Source organism: Alcaligenes faecalis (assembly GCF_002443155.1).
Taxonomy (GTDB): domain Bacteria; phylum Pseudomonadota; class Gammaproteobacteria; order Burkholderiales; family Burkholderiaceae_B; genus Alcaligenes; species Alcaligenes faecalis.
The window spans coordinates 1,901,467-1,919,797 of record NZ_CP023667.1; the positions used below are offsets into that span (position 1 = coordinate 1,901,467).

Below are 18,331 nucleotides of genomic sequence, written 5' to 3' on the forward strand. Positions count from 1 at the left end.
GCAAATCAGTCTGGCAACTCGGCTCAAACAGGAGCAACGTGGCACCCCACATAATCCTGAACCTGGATATGGCCTGACGACAGAGAAAACAGCGCCGGACGGCGGCATTGCGCCACGTCCGGCGTTTTTTTAGCAAGGCGCCATCATAACAGCGATCACTTGATGGGGAACGGCTCACTGACGTTCGATAATCATGGCTACTCCCTCGCTACCGCCATGACACATGGTGACCAAAGCATACCGCCCCTGGATGCGCTGCAACTCATGCAAGGCCTTGACTACCAGTGCAGCTCCTGTCGCCCCCAAAGGATGCCCCCATACTGATACTGCCGCCATTCGGATTGACACGCTCCGGATCAAAATCCAGTTCCCGGGCAACGGCGCACACCTGCGCTGCAAACGCTTCATTGGACTCGATCACATCAATATCAGCGACCGTCAGTCCCGCTCGCTTGAGCGCCAGGCGAGTCGACGGCACTGGCCCCATGCCCGCAAATTGTGGATCCACGCCCGCATGCGCCCATGAGCGCAGCTTGCCCATGGGCTTCAAACCCTGCCGGTGCGCCTGCCCCTCTTCCATCATCAGCACCACCGCCGCCCCATCGGCCAAGCCCAGGATATTACCGGCCGTCACCGTTCCCCCGTCGCTCTGGAAAATAGGCTTCAAGTCGGCCAGTTGCTCCAGACTGCCATCATGCCGAACACGCTCATCCTGCTCGAAGACGCTCCCATCGTGGGCCATCATAGTGACGATCTGCTCTTTAAAGTAGCCGTTTTCAATGGCACGAACCGCTCGACGGTGCGACTCCAGGGCCAGTTGATCCTGTTCACAACGAGACACACCGTACTTTCTGGCGACATTCTCCCCCGTCACCCCTACATGCTCCCCAGTCAAAGGGCTGATGAAAATTTCCGACAAAACATCAACCAAGGCCACATTGCCCATGCGGCTGCCCCAGCGCTGGCTTGTCGCCATATAGGGCATTCGACTGGTGCTTTCCACACCGCCAGCCAAAGCCACACCGGCCTCACCCAGTGCAATCGCTTGCGCTGCCGAAATAATGGCCTGCAAGCCTGATGCACACAAACGGTTCACGCTCATGGCAACCGCCTCCTGAGCCACTCCCGCTTTCATGGAAGCCGCCCGCGCCAAATAGATATCCTGGGGCTCAGTCAGCACCACCTGCTCCACTGCCAAGGCAGATACTCCGCTTCTTCCCAACACTTCTTGCATGACCGCAGCCCCCATCTCAACGGGCGGGACGCTCCGTAAGGCACCACCGAAGTTACCAAACGCGGTTCGACACCCCTGAACCAGGACGACTTCTTGCATACGAATCTCCTTTTAATCTGACCAGAGAAAACAAGGGCTTCATGCTCAGCGACGAAAGCCACGCATTACTTTTAAAACAATTCGATGCATTTGGCCGGATGCTTAGGAGCCGCTACAAAATCAAATAATCAAGTCGGCGTTTTTATAAGATTTACTTGTATATGCCGGAAAAAAAGCCGGAAGTGGTTTGGCACCACGTCCGGCTTTCTTGCTCTCTAAACAAACGTTAGAGACGGTCTATCCGCAAGGTTCAAGGGCGCTCGAAAATCGCCGCAATCCCCTGCCCACCACCAATACACATGGTGACCAGCGCGTAACGACCTTGGACACGCTGCAGTTCATGCAAGGCCTTGACTGTAATAGCGGCGCCGGTCGCGCCAATAGGGTGGCCCAGGCTGATACCACTACCATTGGGGTTCACACGTGCCGGATCCAGACCCAGTTCACGCACGACCGCGCAAGCCTGAGCGGCAAAAGCTTCATTGGACTCGATCACATCCAGATCCGACACGCTCAAACCAGCACGCTCCAACGCCAGACGGCTGGCCGGCACAGGACCAATACCCATAATGCTCGGGTCCACACCGGCATGTCCCCAGGACACCAGCTTGGCCAACGGCTTCAGACCACGTTGACGCGCCTCTTCCGCGCACATCAGCAAGACTGCAGCAGCACCGTCATTCAGGCCCGAGGCGTTGCCCGCCGTCACGCTGCCACCTTCGGGTAGGAACACAGGTTTCAGGCCAGTAAAGTTCTCCATCGTGGCATCCAGACGGACATGCTCGTCCTGATCAAACACGATCTCGCCCTTACGGCTTTTCTGGATGATGGGCACGATCTGCTCTTTAAAGTAGCCTTGCTCAATCGCACGACGGGCGCGCTGGTGCGATTCCAGTGCCAGCTCGTCCTGGTCGGCACGGGTCACGCCATATTGGCGCGCCACGTTTTCGGCTGTAATGCCCATATGAACACGATCGAAAGGATCAGTCAGCGCGCCAGTCATCATATCCATCATGACCGAGTCCCCCATGCGGGCACCCCAGCGATGAGCGCTGGACATATAAGGCGCACGGCTCATGCTTTCTGCGCCGCCCGCCAAAGCCACCTTGGCATCACCGACCAGAATGCCCTGCGCGGCCGACACAATGGCTTGCAGACCAGAACCGCACAAACGGTTCACGTTCATGGCCGGTGTTCCGTGCCCCACGCCCGCCTGCACCGAAGCCACACGCGACAAGTACATGTCGCGTGGCTCGGTTTGAATAACCTGCCCCATCACTACATGCTGAACGTCTGCCGCCGATACGCCACTTCTGTCCAGTACCGCGCGCAATACCGTGGCTCCCATTTCGATTGGCGACACATTCTTCAGTCCACCACCAAAATCACCAATCGCGGTACGGCATGCCTGGACTACAACCACTTCTTTCATATGAATCTCCCTCAATCCCAGTGGGATATGATGACCAGCATAAAAAAGCCAAGCTGACAAAAACGTCCACTCGAATATACACGGCTGCCATGGAAAACCATAAAGCAGACACAAAGACCGTAATTCGCAGTATGGTTTGATACCTTACCCACAAGACACGTTCTTGATAACCCTTTTATAGGATCCCCCCTCATGTACGAGCGTATCCTGGTATGCACCGACGGCTCAGAACTGTCCGCCCACGCTGTCACCCATGCCCTGAACCTGGCCAAGACCAGCGGCGCCAAATTGCTGGCCCTGCGCGTCATTCCGCGCTATCGCCAAAGCTACCTGGAGGGCGGCCCCATTATTGATCAGAAGCTCGACAGCCGTATCGAAGCCTCCTGGGTAGAACACGCGCAATCCGAATTGGCTGCCGTCAAGCAAGCTGGGAAAGACATTGGCGTTTCGGTCAAGGGCCTGGTGGTGAAATCGGAACTGGTAGCCGATGCCATTATTTCTACCGCTGAAAAACAGAAAGCTGACCTGATCGTCATGTCCTCGCATGGCCGCAAGGGCTACAAGCGCCTGCTTTTGGGCAGCGAAACACAGCACGTCCTGACCTACTCGGAAATCCCCGTACTGGTAATCCGCAAGAAAGCCAAGAAAAAGTAAAACGTGGCCAGGCATCAAAACGCAAACTTCGGTTTGCGTTTTTTATTCTCAGGAGCTCCGCATGACTATCAGCACACAGGAAAAACGTCGCCGTTTTCGAGCCTTGCATGAAAGCGGCCTACTGATTTTGCCCAACCCTTGGGATATAGGCGGGGCCAAGCGCCTTGAACGGCTGGGTGCCCAGGCGATTGCCAGCAGCAGCGCTGCGTTTGCCTGGTCAAACGGGCTGGAAGATTTTGAGGTGGGCCGGGATGCGCTACTGGCGCATTTACGAGAACTGGCCGCCTGCACGGATTTGCCACTGAATGCCGACTTTGAAAACGGCTTTGCCGACGAGCCGGAACAGGTCGCCGAAAACGTCCGCCTGGCTATTGACACCGGCATTGCAGGCTTGTCCATTGAGGATCGCCATGGGGACAAGCTGTACGAACTGGAGCTGGCCGTGGCCCGCATACAGGCTGCCAAGCAAGCGATTCTCGACAGTGGCGAGGACGTGCTGTTAATAGGACGCAGCGAAGGCATGCTGATTGACGCACTGAACCTGGAACAAACCATCGCCCGGCTGCAAGCCTTTGCCCAGGCCGGTGCCGATGTGGTTTACGCCCCCGGCGTGCGTGAACTGGACGATATTGCCCACCTTGTCCAGGCTCTGGCACCTACGCCCGTCAATGTGCTGCTGATTCATCCGGGACTGAACATACCTGATTTGGCCGCCATTGGCGTGCGCCGTCTCAGCACAGGCTCACAACTGGCGCTGGCCACCTGGAACCGCTTTGAAGAGGCCAGCCTGCAGTTGCTGGAGCAAGGACATCTGCCCCCCACCCAAGCCCATCGCCGCTGGTCTTGATGCAAAACGAACAGGCATAAAAAAAGCGCAAGCAACATGGCTTGCGCTTTTTACACCTACAGTCAGAACTTAGTTGTCCTGAGCCTGGTCGCTGGACGCGTCCACTTTGGCTTCCTGATCGGTTTCCACAACAGCTTTCTTGGGAGCCACCCAATTCAGGGGCTCAACCTCAAAGACTTGTTTACGACGTACTGGTTTCGATTTGCTCACGAATAACTCCTGCTCAATATCGCCAGGGGGCACTGCCCTTAGCGCCCCGATTTCTTTATTATATCAATGATTAGACCACAAATCAATTTTCTCCATAATATGCAGACATTATGGGAGCAAATTAAGCGACGTTAGAACAAAATAAAGAAAATCTGAAACGGCGTTTTTCATAGACGACTCAGGCCCCAATAACGAATCCAAACCTTTCACCCGCCCGACAAATTCAAGGCCCCTTTTAAAACTAACTTTTTACAAATTTCAGCACAACAATAAAGAGACAATGGCATGCACGATTTCCGCCCTACCGACAATCTGGATCGCTCATTGCGCTGCTTTCTGCGTATCGCTCAACTGGGCTCCGTCAGCAAAGCAGCGGATGACTTGGGACAAAGCCAATCCAGCCTGAGCAAACAATTAAGCGCGCTGGAACACACTCTGGGCCAGACCCTGTTTACGCGTACCGGCCGTGGGGTCAGCCTGAATGACGCTGGCGAACTGCTACGCCAGTCCATAGAGCCCGCTTATAGCCGCATTGATAGTGCCATCCGTGCTGTACGTCAGGATCACGGCGTCAACTCAGGCACGGTAAGGCTCGCCACCGTACACACCTTGAGCTACTACTTCATGTCCGATGTAGCCGCCTCTTTCATGGGCTCTCACCCTGGCGTGAATTTGTCCTTGCTAGGACGCAGTTCGCCCGAGGTGGTCGCGTTGGTGGAAAGTGGCAAGGCCGATGTGGGTTTTGTATACGACTCGGCGGTGGACTGTGGCGGGCTGGTCTCGCACACCTTGTTTGATGACCAAATGTGCCGCATCTCCGCGCGACAGGAGCTTGCTCCCGACGCTGACTTGAGCCACCAGGCCTTGCGCCTGATCGGCTTTCCGCCCCACTACGCCCTGCGCCGCATGATTCACAGCAGCGGCCTGCATCCGGAGTTTGTGGCGGAAGTTGAAACCATAGATGCCATGTTACGGCTGGTGGCTTCAGGATTGGGGGACTGTATCTTGCCCAGCCGTATCCCCGACAGCTTGTTGCACGAGCACAATCTGTATAAGTACCCGATTAAGCAACCTGCCCTGCAACGCCGGGTTGTGGCGATCCTGCGGGCAGACCGGGATCCTCAAGCCCTGACTTCGCGGCTGCTGGAATGTGCTTTACGCACGGCTCAAAGCCTATAGCGAAACGCTGCGACAAGAACCTGTCACAAGAGTTCGTCGCAGATAAACAGCCCATAAAAAACGGGCCTGATGAAAGACACTTCAAGTCCGGAAGTTTTCCAGAACCCTGAAGCTCCATCACCAGGCCCACTTGCACTCCTGCTCCACCCAAGGCCGACTCCCTGCCCCGGCCTTGGATAGCAAACTGCTTTACTGTGCCACGCAGTCCACGTAGTAACGCTTCTGACCGGAGGCATCCACCTCTTCCACAAAACCGTGGATATCCGTACCAAAGCCAGGACACTGGCGATGCAGTTCACGCGAGAACTTCAGGAAATCCACAATCGTCTTGTTAAAGGCTTCGCCAGGAATCAAGAGCGGAATACCGGGTGGGTAAGGCGTGATCAGGTTGGTCGTCACGCGACCTTCCAGTTGGTCAATCTCGACCCGTTCCGTACGACGCTGCGCAATGCAGGCAAAAGCATCAGCCGGACGCATGACAGGCACCACATCCGACAGGTACATATCCGTCATCAGGCGGGCAATGTCGTGCTTGGCGTACAGCTGGTGCACGTGCTGGCACAAATCGCGCAAGCCCATTTCCTCGTAGCAAGGATACTGACGTGCAAACTGCGGCAGAACACGCCAGACGGGCAGGTTGCGGTCGTAATCGTCCTTGAACTGCTGCAGCGCCGTCACCAGGGAGTTCCACCGGCCTTTGGTAATGCCAATAGTGAACATGATGAAGAAGCTGTACAGGCCAATCTTCTCCACAATCACGCCACGCTGCGCCAGGAACTTGGTCACGATGGAAGCCGGAATCCCGGTTTCACCAAACGTGCCCTTCAGATCCAGGCCGGGAGTGACAATGGTCGCCTTGATCGGATCCAGCATATTGAAGCCATCCGCCAGCGGGCCAAAGCCGTGCCACTCGCTGTGCTCAACATCATCCGTAATGATCCAGTCCTCAGGCTTGCCCACACCGTCTTCTGCCAGGGTTGGCGGCCCCCAGACCTTGAACCACCAGTCGTCCTCGTCAAACTGCGACTCGACCTTGCGCATGGCGCGGCGAAAGTCCAGCGCTTCAATAATGCTTTCTTCAACCAGCACACGGCCACCGGGTGGCTCCATCATGGCAGCGGCCACATCGCAGGACGCGATAATCGCGTACTGCGGGCTGGTACTGGTGTGCATCAGATAGGCTTCATTGAACAAATGACGGTCCAGGCTGCGTGTTACCGAGTCCTGCGCCAGCACGTGGCTGGCCTGGCTCAAGCCAGCCAGCAGCTTGTGCGTGGACTGGGTGGAGAACACCATGGTTTCTTGTGGACGCGGACGGTTCTTGCCCATGGCATGGAACTGACCGTAGAACGGGTGGAAAGCGGCGTGCGGAATCCAGGCCTCGTCAAAATGCAGCACTTCCACATACCCGTCCACGGCGTTCTTGATCACCTGGGTGTCGTAAATAATGCCGTCATAAGTGGACTGAGTCAGCGTCAGCACGCGTGGCTTGACCGTATCGGCGTCCAGATGCGAGAGCAAGGGGTGCTTGCGGATCTTCTCGCGAATGGTTTCGACATCAAATTCGCTGCGTGCAATCGGGCCAATAATCCCGAAGTGGTTGCGCGTAGGACGCAGGAACACGGGAATGGCACCGGTCATCACGATGCTGTGCAGGATGGATTTGTGGCAGTTGCGATCCACGACCACCACATCGCCAGGAGCCACGGCGTGATGCCAGACAATCTTGTTGCTGGTGCTGGTGCCGTTGGTCACGAAAAAGCAGTGGTCAGCATTGAAAATACGCGCGGCATTGCGTTCGCTGGCGCCAATGGCCCCGTTGTGATCCAGTAGCTGGCCCAGCTCTTCGACGGCATTACACACGTCGGCACGCAGCATGTTCTCACCAAAGAACTGGTGAAAAATCTGCCCAACCGGGCTTTTCAGAAAGGCTACGCCGCCGGAGTGGCCCGGACAGTGCCAGGAATATGAACCGTCCTCGGCGTAATCGAGCAAGGCTTTCAAAAACGGTGGCTTGACGCCTTCCACGTAGCTGCGCGCTTCACGCACGATGTGACGCGCCACGAACTCGGGCGTGTCCTCGAACATGTGAATGACGCCTTGCAGCTCGCGCAAGATATCGTTTGGCATATGACGAGCCGTTTTGGTCTCGCCATACACATAAATAGGTACATCGGTATTGCGACGACGCACAGCCCGAATAAAGGCACGCAGATTCACCAGCGCCGGGGCACTGTCTCCATCTTGCGTGAACTCCTCATCATCGATGGACAAAATAAACGCGCTGGCACGACTTTGCTGCTGGGCAAATTGACTCAGATCGCCATAACTGGTGGTTCCCAACACCTCGAAGCCTTCGGCCTCGATCGCATCTGCTAATACACGAATGCTCAGACCAGACGCATTTTCAGAACGAAAATCCTCATCGATGATCACAATGGGGAATTGATATTGCATGCCATGTCCTTAATACAAGGGAGTGCCGCAGGGGCGGCAAAAAAAGGGAGGGACGTCAGTCGCTTTTGCGCAGCAGATCGTACCGTGTTTCACGTCCCGTCATGTGACACTTGCTTTTCCCTACGTCCTTGGGCATAATTCTACATGTCCCAGGACAAAACAAAAGGCGTGGTGACAGATTGGCTATGTGACGGACTGCAAATCCGTTCAGGTTGGTTCGATTCCAGCACACGCCTCCATCTTGCTTGCATTCAAGACAGACAAAACTGGCCTTCTTTCCGGTTTTGATCGCACAGAAAAAGTCGCCATTACGGCGATTTTTTTATTCCCTTTTCCTGTGCAGCAAATCCTTGTACTACGCGCTGCGGCCAAGCAATTCCATCACTTTTGGCCCACCGTTCCAACTTGGCCTGCAATTTAACACAAGCAGGCGCATGATCTGCGCAAAAAACCCTCTTTTTCGTGCCCTAAAAACATCAATCTGCCTGCAGCGCCCTTCAGGTCTTGAACCCTGACTTTGTAGCTGTTACATGCAGATGGTTGGAAGGCAAATTGATTGTCTGAACATGTCGGTTTTTTACTACGACCTAGAACAAAGAACCAATTCACCACTCATTTTCATCCTGTCGGTGGCGCTGGCTTTAAAACCAGTCCCTGGCTGGCGCTGATATGATGGCGGCATTCGCGCACGCTAAGCGCCGTCTTGCCCGTTTCCAACACGCTGATGGCCGCCTCTGCACTACCCTTATCGACAAAGCCCTGTACAAGCGGCTTTCTCTGATTTACTGAGATTGTCTGACACCATGAAACTCACCACCTGGAACGTGAACTCCCTGAACGTCCGTCTCCCTCAAGTTCTGGACTGGCTGGCCGCCAACCCCGTAGACGTGCTTTGTCTGCAAGAGCTCAAACTGCCCGACGAGCGTTTTCCCTTGGAGGCTTTTCAGGAATTGGGATATCACGCTCACTGGGCGGGTCAAAAAACTTATAACGGCGTGGCTCTGATTTCCCGCGAGCCGGGCACGGATGTGCAGCGCAATCTGCCCAATTACGAAGACCCGCAGCAGCGTCTGCTGGCCGCCACCTACCCATCGCCTGACGGCCCGGTACGCGTAATTTGTGCCTACTGCCCCAACGGGCAATCGCTGGAGAGCGAGAAGTACACCTACAAGCTGGAATGGTTCGCCGCCCTGCACGACTGGCTGGAAAAAGAATTGCAGCAGTATCCCCGTCTGGCCATTCTGGGCGACTATAATATTGCCCCAGCTGACCAGGACGTTCACGACCCTGCCAAGTGGGTCGGCGATGTTCTGGTATCCCCACCCGAGCGGGCAGCCTTCGAGCGCTTGCTGGCACTGGGCTTGCACGACGCCTACCGCCTGTTCGAGCAAAGCGGCAGCCCTTTTACCTGGTGGGACTATCGTCGTTTTGCGTTCCGTCGCGACGCCGGTTTACGCATTGACCACGCGTTGCTGTCCGATGCCTTGAAAGCCCGTTGCACAGCCTGCGACATTGACCGCGAACCGCGTGCCAATGAACAGCCCTCGGATCATGCACCGGTTACCGCTACTCTGTCCTTTACCTGACAAAGCCACTGAATTATGCAAATACAAAGCCAAATCATTGAGCAGACTGACTCGGGCTACGTGCTTGAGATCACTCTGGAACAAGAGCACAAGATCTGGGCGTATCTGGCCATCAGCGAACCCGATCTGGACGCCGTTGCCAATATTGTCCCTCCCGAACAGTTCGAGGCAGGTGGTGATGTGCACGTCATGGCAATCGCCCAGGCCGACGATGCCGCCCAGGAAGTGCAAGAGGTTTTGTTTTCCATGAACCCCAACGACACCGTGGTGTTCCTGTGCGCGGACCCTGCCAGTGTGCAAGCGGTACTCGCCGAGTTTGGCCAGACCGACACTCCCAGCAATTAATTCTTTTATAAAAATCTACTTCTAGAGTCTGCTCTCCATGTCCACGAGCTATCCTGGCACCGTTTTTATGGTTGTCGCCCCCAGCGGGGCGGGCAAATCCAGTCTGGTCAACGCCCTCCTGGCCAACGATTCCAACATCATGCTGTCCATCTCGGCCACCACACGCGCCCCCCGTCCCGGCGAGAGCGACGGCGAGCACTACTTCTTTGTGGACAAGGCCCGCTTTGAAAAAATGGTCGCAGAAAACGCCATGCTGGAATGGGCCAAGGTACATGACAACTACTACGGCACGCCCCGCGAACCCATTCAGAAAGCCCTGAACGCAGGCCGCGATGTGCTGCTGGAAATCGACTGGCAAGGCGCCCGTCTGGCCCGCGAACATTTCCCCGAAGCCGTAGGCATTTTCATTCTGCCGCCCTCCTTACCCACCTTGCAGGCGCGTTTGCGCAAACGCGGACAGGACAGCGAAGAGATCATTGCCCGCCGCGTCGAGGCTGCCGAGCACGAAATCGCCCATGTTCATGACTGTCAATATGCTATTATCAATGAGGATTTTGATACGGCATTACAGCAGCTATTGAGTATTGTGCAGGCCAGTCGTTTGCGCACTGCCACTCAGTCAGTACGGCATCGCCAACTCTTTCAACAATTAGGCGCAGATGCCCTGCTGAATCAGGGCTGATCTCCTTCTTATTTCTTTTTGATAACAGGTCTACTATGGCTCGCATCACTATCGAGGACTGCCTGGAGCAAGTCCCCAATCGCTTTAAGCTCACCTTGGCAGCCGCCTACCGTGCGCGCGAACTGGCTCAAGGCCACGAACCACGCCTGGAAAGCAAGAACAAGCCTACGGTTACCGCCCTGCGAGAAATCGCCTCCGGCGCGACCGGTCTGGAAATGCTGCGCAAAGTTCCTACCTGATAGGCACAAGCGGAGCACGGTATGGCATTTTCAGGTTTACGAGGCGCATCGTCTGGGCTGTTGGCCGTCCTTAAAAAAGGTTCACGGCTAGGTCGTCGCAAGCCTAAGGAAAAGAACGCCCCGGCGCTGGCACAAGCCGCTCAGGAAAGTGCCAACCCACCTATTGCCTCGCTGGCTCCGCTCACCAAGATCATCTCGCAGTACCTGGACCCGAAAGATGTAGAACGGGTACGGGAGGCCTATCGTTTCTCCGATCAGGCCCACCTGGGGCAGTTTCGCGCCAGTGGCGAACCCTATATCTCGCACCCCATTGCCGTCACGGAAATCTGTGCGGGCTGGAAGCTGGATACCGATGCCTTGATGTCGGCCCTGCTGCATGACGTGATCGAAGATCAGGACGTCACCAAACAGGAACTGGCTGAAAAATTCGGTACCGATGTGGCCGAGATTGTGGATGGTTTGTCCAAGCTGGAGCGCCTGGAATTTGCCACCAAGACGCAGCAACAGGCCGACAGCTTTCGCAAGATGCTGCTGGCCATGTCGCGTGACGTGCGCGTCATCCTGATCAAGCTGGCTGACCGCTTGCACAATATGCGCACGCTGGACGCCGTTAAGCCGGAAAAGCGCCGCCGCGTGGCCCAGGAAACCCTGGATATTTACGCGCCGATTGCACATCGCCTGGGTTTGAACGCCCTGTTCCGCGAGCTTCAGGACCGCTGCTTCAAGGCCATCTACCCCAATCGCTACAAGGTACTGCACAAGGCCTTGCTGGCGGCTCGTGGCAACCGCCGTGAAGTGCTGGGCAAGATCACCGAAGCCGTCAAGATCGCCCTGCCTGCTGCCGGGATTGATGCTGAAATCTCCGGCCGCGAAAAGTCTCTCTACAGCATTTTCTGCAAGATGGTCGAGCAGAAGAAGTCCTTCTCGGACGTGCTGGATATTTACGGCTTTCGCATCATTGTGCACACCCTGCCCGAGTGCTATTTGTCTCTGGGCACCTTGCACCAGCTGTATCGCCCCGTACCGGGCAAATTCAAGGACTACATTGCCATCCCTAAAGTGAATGGCTACCAGTCCCTGCACACCACCTTGATTGGCCCCTACGGCACCCCCGTCGAGTTCCAGTTCCGCACCCGCGAAATGGACCACGTGGCCGAAGAAGGCGTGGCCTCTCATTGGCTGTACAAAGAAGACGACGTCACCCTGAACGACCTGCAAAAGCGCACACACCGCTGGTTGCAATCCCTGCTGGATATTCAAAGCCAGACGGGTGACTCCACAGAATTCCTGGAGCATGTCAAAGTTGACCTGTTCCCCGATGCGGTTTACGTCCATACGCCCAAAGGCAAGATTATTTCTCTGCCACGTGGTGCGACTCCGGTGGACTTTGCCTACAGCATCCATACTGACATCGGCAATCACGCTGTTGCTTCCAAGATCAATGGCGAGTTTGCTCCGCTGCGCACCGAGCTTAAAAGTGGTGACTCGGTGGAGATCATTACCTCCCCCGCCGCCCGCCCAAGCGCTCAGTGGCTGAACTATGTTCGTTCGGGCCGTGCCCGTTCGGAAATCCGCCACTACCTGCGCACGGTTAAATACGAAGAATCCGTGGCCTTTGGTCGCCGCCTGCTGGATCAAGCCTTTGATCAGTTGGGCCTGCCACATGCAACGGACCAGGATCCAAACTGGGACAAGCTAGCCAAAGGCTCGGGTGCGGCTTCCCGCGAAGAAATTCTAGCCGATATCGGCTTGGGCAAACGCCTGGCAGCTGTTGTAGCCCGCCGTTTTGCTCCAGAAAACCCCCTGCTGGAAACCACTGCAGCCGAATTTGACGAGATCAATGCCAACACCTCGGCACCGATTCTGATTCACGGTAACGAAGGTCAGGCTGTACAGCTAGCACCGTGCTGTGGCCCCCTGCCCGGTGACGCCATTATTGGTGGTATTCGTCTGGGTCACGGTTTGGTCGTTCATATGGCTGAGTGTGCGGTGGCACAACGCGCCCAGGCCAAAGAGCCTGAGCGTTGGGTTCCTGTCATGTGGGACAGCAATACCGCCCGCCACCTGTCCACCCGTCTGGATGTGACTGCGATCAACGAGCGCGGTGTTCTGGGCCGTCTGGCCGCTGAAATTACCGATGCCGACTCCAACATCCTGCATATCTCCATGCCGGACGAATCGGCTGCGACCTCGGTGCTGCACTTGACCGTTCAGGTTGATAGCCGTACCCACTTGGCGCGCGTGATTCGCTCTATCCGTCACGTACCGCAGGTTCAGAAGATTGTCCGTGTGAAGGGCTAAGTCCATCACGGACAAAGCCTCAGCCATGAAGAATGCCTGCTCTACAGCAGGCGTTTTTTTAGACCTCATTCGTGCTCACTGCGCCCTATGCCGGGGTCTCGCATACAAGCTGTAATAGCCCCCCACCCGGCTCATGACACCGGATCTCACAGAAGCAGGAACAGGGAGACAAGCGACTTACACACCCACGTAAGCCACGCACAGGCCGTAGGCCAGCACGCCAGTCAATGTTGACCCCGCGATGCCACCTGGCCAGCGACGGCCCAGCAGCACCCCTGCCAGACCCGCCAGCAAAGGCGGCAAGTCCAGAGACATATGCTCAGGGCGCAACAAGGAGATCAGGGACACGACCAGCAAGGACACCACACCTGCCGGGCCAATGGCCCCAAACAGGCGTGGCCAGATCGAAACGCGGCTGGGGTCCGCCTTGCCCTGTCGTCCACCCAAACGCAAAGGCAGGTAACGAATCAAAAATGTGCCTACACCCGCCAGCACAATCATGAGCAGAAAACTCCAATCCATCTCTACTCCTTAAGCGCGGCGCAAGGCCATCAAACCACCGGCTAGCATGCCGACAATAATCGCCAGATATGATGGCAAGAAAGCCATGGCCAGCACAGCCCCTACCGCGGCAGCCACCAACACCGGCAAAGGTGCAGATTGGCGGATTTCCAGCAGCAAGGCAAAGAACAAGGCGGGCAAGACAAAGCCCAGCGTCTTTTCCAGCACGGGGGATTGACCCAGCAAATCACTGGCGAAGAAGGCCCCTACGGCAGTGCCCAGCACCCATGACAGGTAAGAACCCAGCTGCAGGCCGCAGTACCAGGACTCCTGCTCCTGGGCCGGTTGGCGGGCTACTCCGGCTGCGGAAGCGGCAAAGACCTCATCGGTCAGGCCAGGAGCCATGAACAGACTGGAGACAGTTCTGGGACCGGTAAAAAAGCCCATCAAGGTTGGGCCATAGAACACGTGGCGCAGGTTCATGAGCAGCACAATACCCAAAATGCTGGGATAGGCGGCACCTGCAACCAGCAGACTGATCAAAATGAACTGACTGGCTCCCGCGTACACAATCAGGGACACCATGACTGCCAGCCAGGGCGACAAGCCTGCGTGCACAGCTGTCAAGCCAAAGGAAATCGCGACGGGGACATAGCCCAGGGCGATAGAGGCGCTGTCTCGCAAGCCCCGTCGATATGCCGAACCGATGATCATGAAAAACCTTGCATGGCCTGCCTAGGCCTGGAATGCACCAATAAAGATAGCGGGGTCCACCCGTGCGTTATTCAGACTGACGTTCCAGTGCAAATGAGGGCCAGTCGCACGGCCCGTTGCGCCGGAACGCGCCACCACATCGCCCCTGCTGACACGATCTCCCACGCGCACATCAAAAGCCGACAAGTGACAGAACATGGTGATCAGGCCCTGACCATGATCCACAAATACGGTTTTACCGTTAAAGAAGTAATCCGCCACGATGGTGACAATCCCGTCAGCAGGCACTTTGACCGCCGTGCCGGTAGGTGCAGCGAAATCCAAACCCGAATGCGGGTTACGCTCTTCACCATTGAAAAAACGACGTAGACCAAACGGACTGGTCAGGCGACCCGGTACCGGCTTTTCAAAGACCACATTGCTGGGGCCTTCTGTGCGGAAGCTGGCATATGCCTGCATCTGCTCCTCGTATTCGCGCTCAAAACGGGCCTGCTGTTGCGGGTCCGGATTCACATGTGACTTGTTTTTCAGGGTGATGCGCTGCTCGCGGTAACGCTTGCTGCCAACTTGAAACGCCACGCCCGACTGTCCTTGCACCGAAAGGCTATGCGGGCCTGGCTGAGTTTTCAGATCCAGTCCGACAATCGCTTTCCAGCGCTGATCAGCATCCTGAATCACCAGCACACGGTTGCCATTGAAGTGCACCACAGGCGCTGAGCCACCCGCCCCCAGGTCCAGCACCGCCACCCCGCCCGGCACAGGGCGATGCAAGGTGCGCTCGATAAAGGTGCCCTGCTCAGGCGCAGCATAGGCCAAGTACGGTGCCGTCAGGCCCCAAACAGTTGCGGCGCCTAAAAGGCGCCGCCGTACCAGGGAACTATCAGTGTGATTCATCAGAATGCTCTTTGAAAAACACCCCTGGAGCCTGCTGGCTCCAGGGTTACGGGCTCTGATTCAAGCCGCTTTATTCATTTTCGCCTGTGGAGGTCAACTCTTTCTCTGCTTCTGGCAGAATCTGAACCTTCTCTTCCACACGCATGGCTTGCAGAACGGCCTGGGTCTCGGTGCGGGCCATGGCTTGGGTCAACTGTGCTGTCAGCATGTCCAGACCAGGGTTGCCGGACTTGCCGGGCTCATGGCTCAGAATCTGCACCACGGTGTAGCCCTGGGGCTGGCGATCACCCACATAGGCAGGCAACTTGTCCACGGGGTTGGCCAGAACCTTGTTCAGCAAGGCTTCGTCCATCTCGGGGAATTCCGCACGGCTCACGGCAAACTGGGCCGAGAAGTCCTCAGGCTCGGTACCGGCTTGCAGCTGCTTCAAGTAGTCCTCACCGGCTTGAACCGCCAAGGCAGCCGCTTTTTCACGGCGCAGGTTTTCCTCAGCGATAGTGCGTACTTTATCCAGTGCAGGCACATGAGCCTCGGTAACGTCGGTTACGCGCAGGGCAATCAAGGTATCAGGCGACACTTCTACAACGCCTGCATTCTTGCGCGAAGCCAGAGTTTCGGCATTGAACAAGGCTTGGCGAACACGGCTGTCATCCAGCACGGCTGCATCAGGGCTCTTGGCGGCGGCCAGATCACCTTCAACTTGCGAAGCAGGAATCAAACCTTGTCGGCTGATGCCTTCAGCCTGCTTCAGAGTCAGACCCAAGGCATTGGCGGCGGCTTCCAGATTGTCTTCGTTGTCGTAAACCAGATTGGTCAGCTTGCTGGCCATATCGGCAAAGCGCTCGGAAGCCAGCTGCTTGCGCACTTCGTCCTGCACCTTGCTGCGGGCTTGCTCAAAGGACTCGCCTTGCTCGGGCTGAACTTCGTTGCTCTTGAAAATATGGAAACCGTTGGGGCCTTCGATCACACCCGATACATCACCTTTTTTCAAAGCAAATACAGCGCTTTCCAGCACGGACGGCCAGGAGCCTTTGCTGATCCAGCCCAGCTCGCCACCTTCACGGGCGCTACCCTCGTCCTGGGAGTTGGCACGGGCCAGGTCGGCAAAGCCTTCTTTATTGGCCTGAGCTTTTTCAGCCAGTTCGCGAGCCTTGGTCTGGGCCGCTTCACGTTCGGTATCGGAGGCACCGGCAGGCAATGTCACCAGAATGTGGCTGATGTTCACACGGCCAGCCTGCACGTAACGAGCCTTGTTTTGCTCGTAGTATTGCTTGAGCTGATCGTCGGTAGGTGTCGCCAGATCTTTGGAGGCCGCCGCTTCATTCAGCAGCAGGTATTCCACTTTGACTTGCTGGGGCAGTTCCAGCGATTGCTTGTTGGCGTCATACCAGGCCTGCAGATCGGCATCGCTGATCTGAACCTTGGATTCGAAATCACGGGTCAGGAAGCTGCGTGTGCGTACACCGCGCTCTTCGGTCAGGGCGATTTCCAGCTTGTTCATCACGCTGGGCAGCATGGAGGAGCTGGCAGCCACGGGACCGAGCACGCGTTGCAAGGCCATCTGGCCGCGCTGGCTTTGCTCGAAGTCACGGGTATTGATGCCGGCCGAAGCCAGGACCTGGCTGTAAAGGGCGGGCGAGAAAGAACCGTTTTCCTGAAATTCCGGCATCGTGGCGATGTAGTCGCGCAGAGCAATGTCGGAAACGTTGAAGCGAGCAGCGGTAGCCACTTCGATTTGCACACGCTGATCAATCAAGGATTCCAGCAATGCACGACGGCTATCCAGGCTGTCGGCCTGGGCCAGATCAAAACCGGAAGGATTGTTGCGCTGCATATCGTCCAGCTGCATGCGGCGCGCACGATCAAATTCCTGGGACGTAATGGCGCTATCGCCAACTTTGACAATATCGCTATCGCCAGAAACGTAGCTGGAGTAGCCGCTGACGCCAATCAATACAAAAGACGGCAAAATCAGCACTAACAGGACCAGCTGCATGACGCGTTGGTTCTTACGGATAATCTCGAACATTAATCATCACCTACTTTCGCTTGCAGCAGGGCGCTGCGGGTGGCGCATCAGGCCGGTGAGCCGGCTCGGCCTGAAAATATACCGTATATGAAAACCGTACAGTGTACAGCCCCGGTTAAAATAGTACATTGGCTTTTTATCACGCCTCTTGCGAGTCCGCCATGCCTTCAATGAATCATCACTGGCCCTACCCCGCTTTGATCGCCCACCGCGGCGCCGGCAAGATCGCTCCGGAGAACACCCTGGCCGCCATGCGGGTCGGTGCCCAGAACGGTTTTCGCATGATGGAGTACGACGTCAAACTGAGCCGTGATGCGGTTCCTGTGCTGCTGCACGATGACGATCTGGACCGCACGTCCAATGGACAGGGCAGGGCCTCCAGGCTGACTTTGGCCGAGCTCTCTGCCCTGGACTTTGGCGCCTGGCATTCCTCGGCCTACGCCGGCGAGCCCATCCCCACATTAAGTTCGATTGCCGCCTTTACCCTGGCCAATCAGGTTCACAGCAATATCGAAATCAAGCCTACGACCGGGGACGAAGCCGAAACGGGGCGACAGGTTGCTCTGGCGGCCCAGGCGTTGTGGGCACAGGCCAGCTTGCCGCCCCTGCTATCATCCTTTTCCGAAGCGGCCCTGGAAGCGGCACAGCACGCCGTCCCTACCCTGCCCCGCGCCCTGCTGATTGAAGAAGAGGTTCCGGCAGACTGGCCCGAACGTCTGGAGCGCCTGGGCTGCATGGGTCTGAATTTGAACGACCGCTTCGTCACCCAGGCCTTGGTTCAGGAAATTCGGCAAAAGGGCTATACCGTGGCTGTCTGGACCGTGAACGATGCCGAGCGGGTGCGTGAGCTGCTGGATTGGGGATGCAATGGCATCTTCACGGATAAAGTCACCACGATTCGCCCCGACACTCTTTAATTAAACCGCAA

The 18,331-nt window shown here is 56.6% G+C and carries 16 protein-coding genes, 1 tRNA gene and 1 pseudogene; 10 read left to right on the forward strand and 8 right to left on the reverse strand.

Annotated elements, in window-relative coordinates; translation table 11 throughout:
- Positions 1-174 precede the first annotated feature (174 nt).
- Positions 175-1,333 (reverse strand): annotated as a pseudogene (locus CPY64_RS08865) (acetyl-CoA C-acyltransferase).
- A gap of 250 nt (positions 1,334-1,583) precedes the next feature.
- Positions 1,584-2,765, reverse strand: coding sequence for an acetyl-CoA C-acyltransferase family protein (locus tag CPY64_RS08870; RefSeq protein ID WP_042480890.1), 1,182 nt, complete (start codon positions 2,763-2,765; stop codon positions 1,584-1,586).
- Between the two features lie 192 nt (positions 2,766-2,957).
- Here CPY64_RS08870 and CPY64_RS08875 point away from each other — a divergent pair, with 192 nt between their 5' ends.
- Both CPY64_RS08875 and CPY64_RS08880 read left to right on the forward strand, forming a co-directional pair.
- The gene (locus CPY64_RS08875) at positions 2,958-3,419 is read left to right on the forward strand and encodes a universal stress protein (protein ID WP_009457090.1); all 462 of its coding nucleotides are present in this window, start codon (positions 2,958-2,960) and stop codon (positions 3,417-3,419) included.
- 61 nt (positions 3,420-3,480) lie between these two features.
- Positions 3,481-4,266 carry an isocitrate lyase/PEP mutase family protein gene (locus CPY64_RS08880; protein ID WP_042480892.1) on the forward strand — a complete coding sequence of 262 codons (786 nt, stop codon included), beginning with the start codon at positions 3,481-3,483 and terminating at the stop codon, positions 4,264-4,266.
- 69 nt (positions 4,267-4,335) lie between these two features.
- On the opposite strand, the gene CPY64_RS18995 is transcribed toward CPY64_RS08880, so the two are convergent.
- Entirely contained in the window at positions 4,336-4,476 is a 141-nt protein-coding gene (locus tag CPY64_RS18995; protein WP_155274655.1) for a hypothetical protein, read from the reverse strand.
- Positions 4,477-4,761: 285 nt separating this feature from the next.
- Here CPY64_RS18995 and CPY64_RS08885 point away from each other — a divergent pair, with 285 nt between their 5' ends.
- Positions 4,762-5,655: a LysR family transcriptional regulator gene (locus CPY64_RS08885; RefSeq protein ID WP_042480895.1), complete on the forward strand. Its 894-nt coding sequence runs from the start codon at positions 4,762-4,764 to the stop codon at positions 5,653-5,655.
- 189 nt (positions 5,656-5,844) lie between these two features.
- On the opposite strand, the gene CPY64_RS08890 is transcribed toward CPY64_RS08885, so the two are convergent.
- Complete coding sequence (locus CPY64_RS08890; RefSeq protein WP_042480898.1) at positions 5,845-8,112, reverse strand: arginine/lysine/ornithine decarboxylase; 2,268 nt, start codon at positions 8,110-8,112, stop codon at positions 5,845-5,847.
- A 165-nt stretch (positions 8,113-8,277) separates the two neighbouring features.
- Between CPY64_RS08890 and CPY64_RS08895 the strand changes: the two genes are divergently transcribed.
- The 6 genes from CPY64_RS08895 to CPY64_RS08920 all read left to right on the forward strand — a co-directional run bounded on the left by CPY64_RS08895 (position 8,278) and on the right by CPY64_RS08920 (position 13,265).
- A tRNA-Cys gene (locus CPY64_RS08895) sits at positions 8,278-8,351 on the forward strand.
- A 564-nt stretch (positions 8,352-8,915) separates the two neighbouring features.
- Positions 8,916-9,698 (forward strand): exodeoxyribonuclease III, encoded by a 783-nt coding sequence (gene xth, locus CPY64_RS08900; RefSeq protein ID WP_042480901.1) that lies wholly within the window; start codon positions 8,916-8,918, stop codon positions 9,696-9,698.
- Between the two features lie 15 nt (positions 9,699-9,713).
- Complete coding sequence (locus CPY64_RS08905; protein WP_042480903.1) at positions 9,714-10,043, forward strand: hypothetical protein; 330 nt, start codon at positions 9,714-9,716, stop codon at positions 10,041-10,043.
- A 37-nt stretch (positions 10,044-10,080) separates the two neighbouring features.
- Positions 10,081-10,725, forward strand: coding sequence for a guanylate kinase (gmk, locus tag CPY64_RS08910; protein ID WP_042480906.1), 645 nt, complete (start codon positions 10,081-10,083; stop codon positions 10,723-10,725).
- Positions 10,726-10,760: 35 nt separating this feature from the next.
- On the forward strand, positions 10,761-10,964 hold the full coding sequence (gene rpoZ / locus CPY64_RS08915; RefSeq protein ID WP_003799665.1) for a DNA-directed RNA polymerase subunit omega: 204 nt from the start codon (positions 10,761-10,763) through the stop codon (positions 10,962-10,964).
- A gap of 21 nt (positions 10,965-10,985) precedes the next feature.
- On the forward strand, positions 10,986-13,265 hold the full coding sequence (locus tag CPY64_RS08920; protein ID WP_042480909.1) for a RelA/SpoT family protein: 2,280 nt from the start codon (positions 10,986-10,988) through the stop codon (positions 13,263-13,265).
- A 177-nt stretch (positions 13,266-13,442) separates the two neighbouring features.
- Here the strand turns inward: CPY64_RS08920 and CPY64_RS08925 are convergent, their stop codons facing one another.
- The 4 genes from CPY64_RS08925 to CPY64_RS08940 form a co-directional block, all read right to left on the reverse strand.
- A complete protein-coding gene (locus CPY64_RS08925) occupies positions 13,443-13,787 on the reverse strand; it encodes an AzlD domain-containing protein (RefSeq protein WP_042480915.1) in 345 nt (114 codons plus the stop codon).
- A gap of 9 nt (positions 13,788-13,796) precedes the next feature.
- The gene (locus CPY64_RS08930; RefSeq protein WP_042480917.1) at positions 13,797-14,480 is read right to left on the reverse strand and encodes an AzlC family ABC transporter permease; all 684 of its coding nucleotides are present in this window, start codon (positions 14,478-14,480) and stop codon (positions 13,797-13,799) included.
- Positions 14,481-14,501: 21 nt separating this feature from the next.
- Positions 14,502-15,374, reverse strand: coding sequence for a M23 family metallopeptidase (locus CPY64_RS08935; protein ID WP_096917384.1), 873 nt, complete (start codon positions 15,372-15,374; stop codon positions 14,502-14,504).
- Positions 15,375-15,444: 70 nt separating this feature from the next.
- Positions 15,445-17,403: a SurA N-terminal domain-containing protein gene (locus tag CPY64_RS08940; RefSeq protein ID WP_042480920.1), complete on the reverse strand. Its 1,959-nt coding sequence runs from the start codon at positions 17,401-17,403 to the stop codon at positions 15,445-15,447.
- Positions 17,404-17,573: 170 nt separating this feature from the next.
- Here CPY64_RS08940 and ugpQ point away from each other — a divergent pair, with 170 nt between their 5' ends.
- Complete coding sequence (ugpQ, locus tag CPY64_RS08945) at positions 17,574-18,320, forward strand: glycerophosphodiester phosphodiesterase (protein WP_080723686.1); 747 nt, start codon at positions 17,574-17,576, stop codon at positions 18,318-18,320.
- The last annotated feature ends 11 nt before the right edge of the window (positions 18,321-18,331 follow it).

What these genes read in the sequence shown, in the direction of transcription:
- CPY64_RS08905 (WP_042480903.1), top strand. Translation starts at nt 9,714, where the DNA reads ATGCAAATACAAAGCCAAATCATTGAGCAGACTGACTCGGGCTACGTG.
- ugpQ (WP_080723686.1), top strand. Translation starts at nt 17,574, where the DNA reads ATGAATCATCACTGGCCCTACCCCGCTTTGATCGCCCACCGCGGCGCC.
- CPY64_RS08890 (WP_042480898.1), bottom strand. Translation starts at nt 8,112, where the DNA reads ATGCAATATCAATTCCCCATTGTGATCATCGATGAGGATTTTCGTTCT.
- CPY64_RS08875 (WP_009457090.1), top strand. Translation starts at nt 2,958, where the DNA reads ATGTACGAGCGTATCCTGGTATGCACCGACGGCTCAGAACTGTCCGCC.
- rpoZ (WP_003799665.1), top strand. Translation starts at nt 10,761, where the DNA reads ATGGCTCGCATCACTATCGAGGACTGCCTGGAGCAAGTCCCCAATCGC.
- CPY64_RS08930 (WP_042480917.1), bottom strand. Translation starts at nt 14,480, where the DNA reads ATGATCATCGGTTCGGCATATCGACGGGGCTTGCGAGACAGCGCCTCT.
- gmk (WP_042480906.1), top strand. Translation starts at nt 10,081, where the DNA reads ATGTCCACGAGCTATCCTGGCACCGTTTTTATGGTTGTCGCCCCCAGC.
- CPY64_RS08885 (WP_042480895.1), top strand. Translation starts at nt 4,762, where the DNA reads ATGCACGATTTCCGCCCTACCGACAATCTGGATCGCTCATTGCGCTGC.
- xth (WP_042480901.1), top strand. Translation starts at nt 8,916, where the DNA reads ATGAAACTCACCACCTGGAACGTGAACTCCCTGAACGTCCGTCTCCCT.
- CPY64_RS08870 (WP_042480890.1), bottom strand. Translation starts at nt 2,765, where the DNA reads ATGAAAGAAGTGGTTGTAGTCCAGGCATGCCGTACCGCGATTGGTGAT.
- CPY64_RS08880 (WP_042480892.1), top strand. Translation starts at nt 3,481, where the DNA reads ATGACTATCAGCACACAGGAAAAACGTCGCCGTTTTCGAGCCTTGCAT.
- CPY64_RS08940 (WP_042480920.1), bottom strand. Translation starts at nt 17,403, where the DNA reads ATGTTCGAGATTATCCGTAAGAACCAACGCGTCATGCAGCTGGTCCTG.
- CPY64_RS08935 (WP_096917384.1), bottom strand. Translation starts at nt 15,374, where the DNA reads ATGAATCACACTGATAGTTCCCTGGTACGGCGGCGCCTTTTAGGCGCC.
- CPY64_RS08925 (WP_042480915.1), bottom strand. Translation starts at nt 13,787, where the DNA reads ATGGATTGGAGTTTTCTGCTCATGATTGTGCTGGCGGGTGTAGGCACA.
- CPY64_RS08920 (WP_042480909.1), top strand. Translation starts at nt 10,986, where the DNA reads ATGGCATTTTCAGGTTTACGAGGCGCATCGTCTGGGCTGTTGGCCGTC.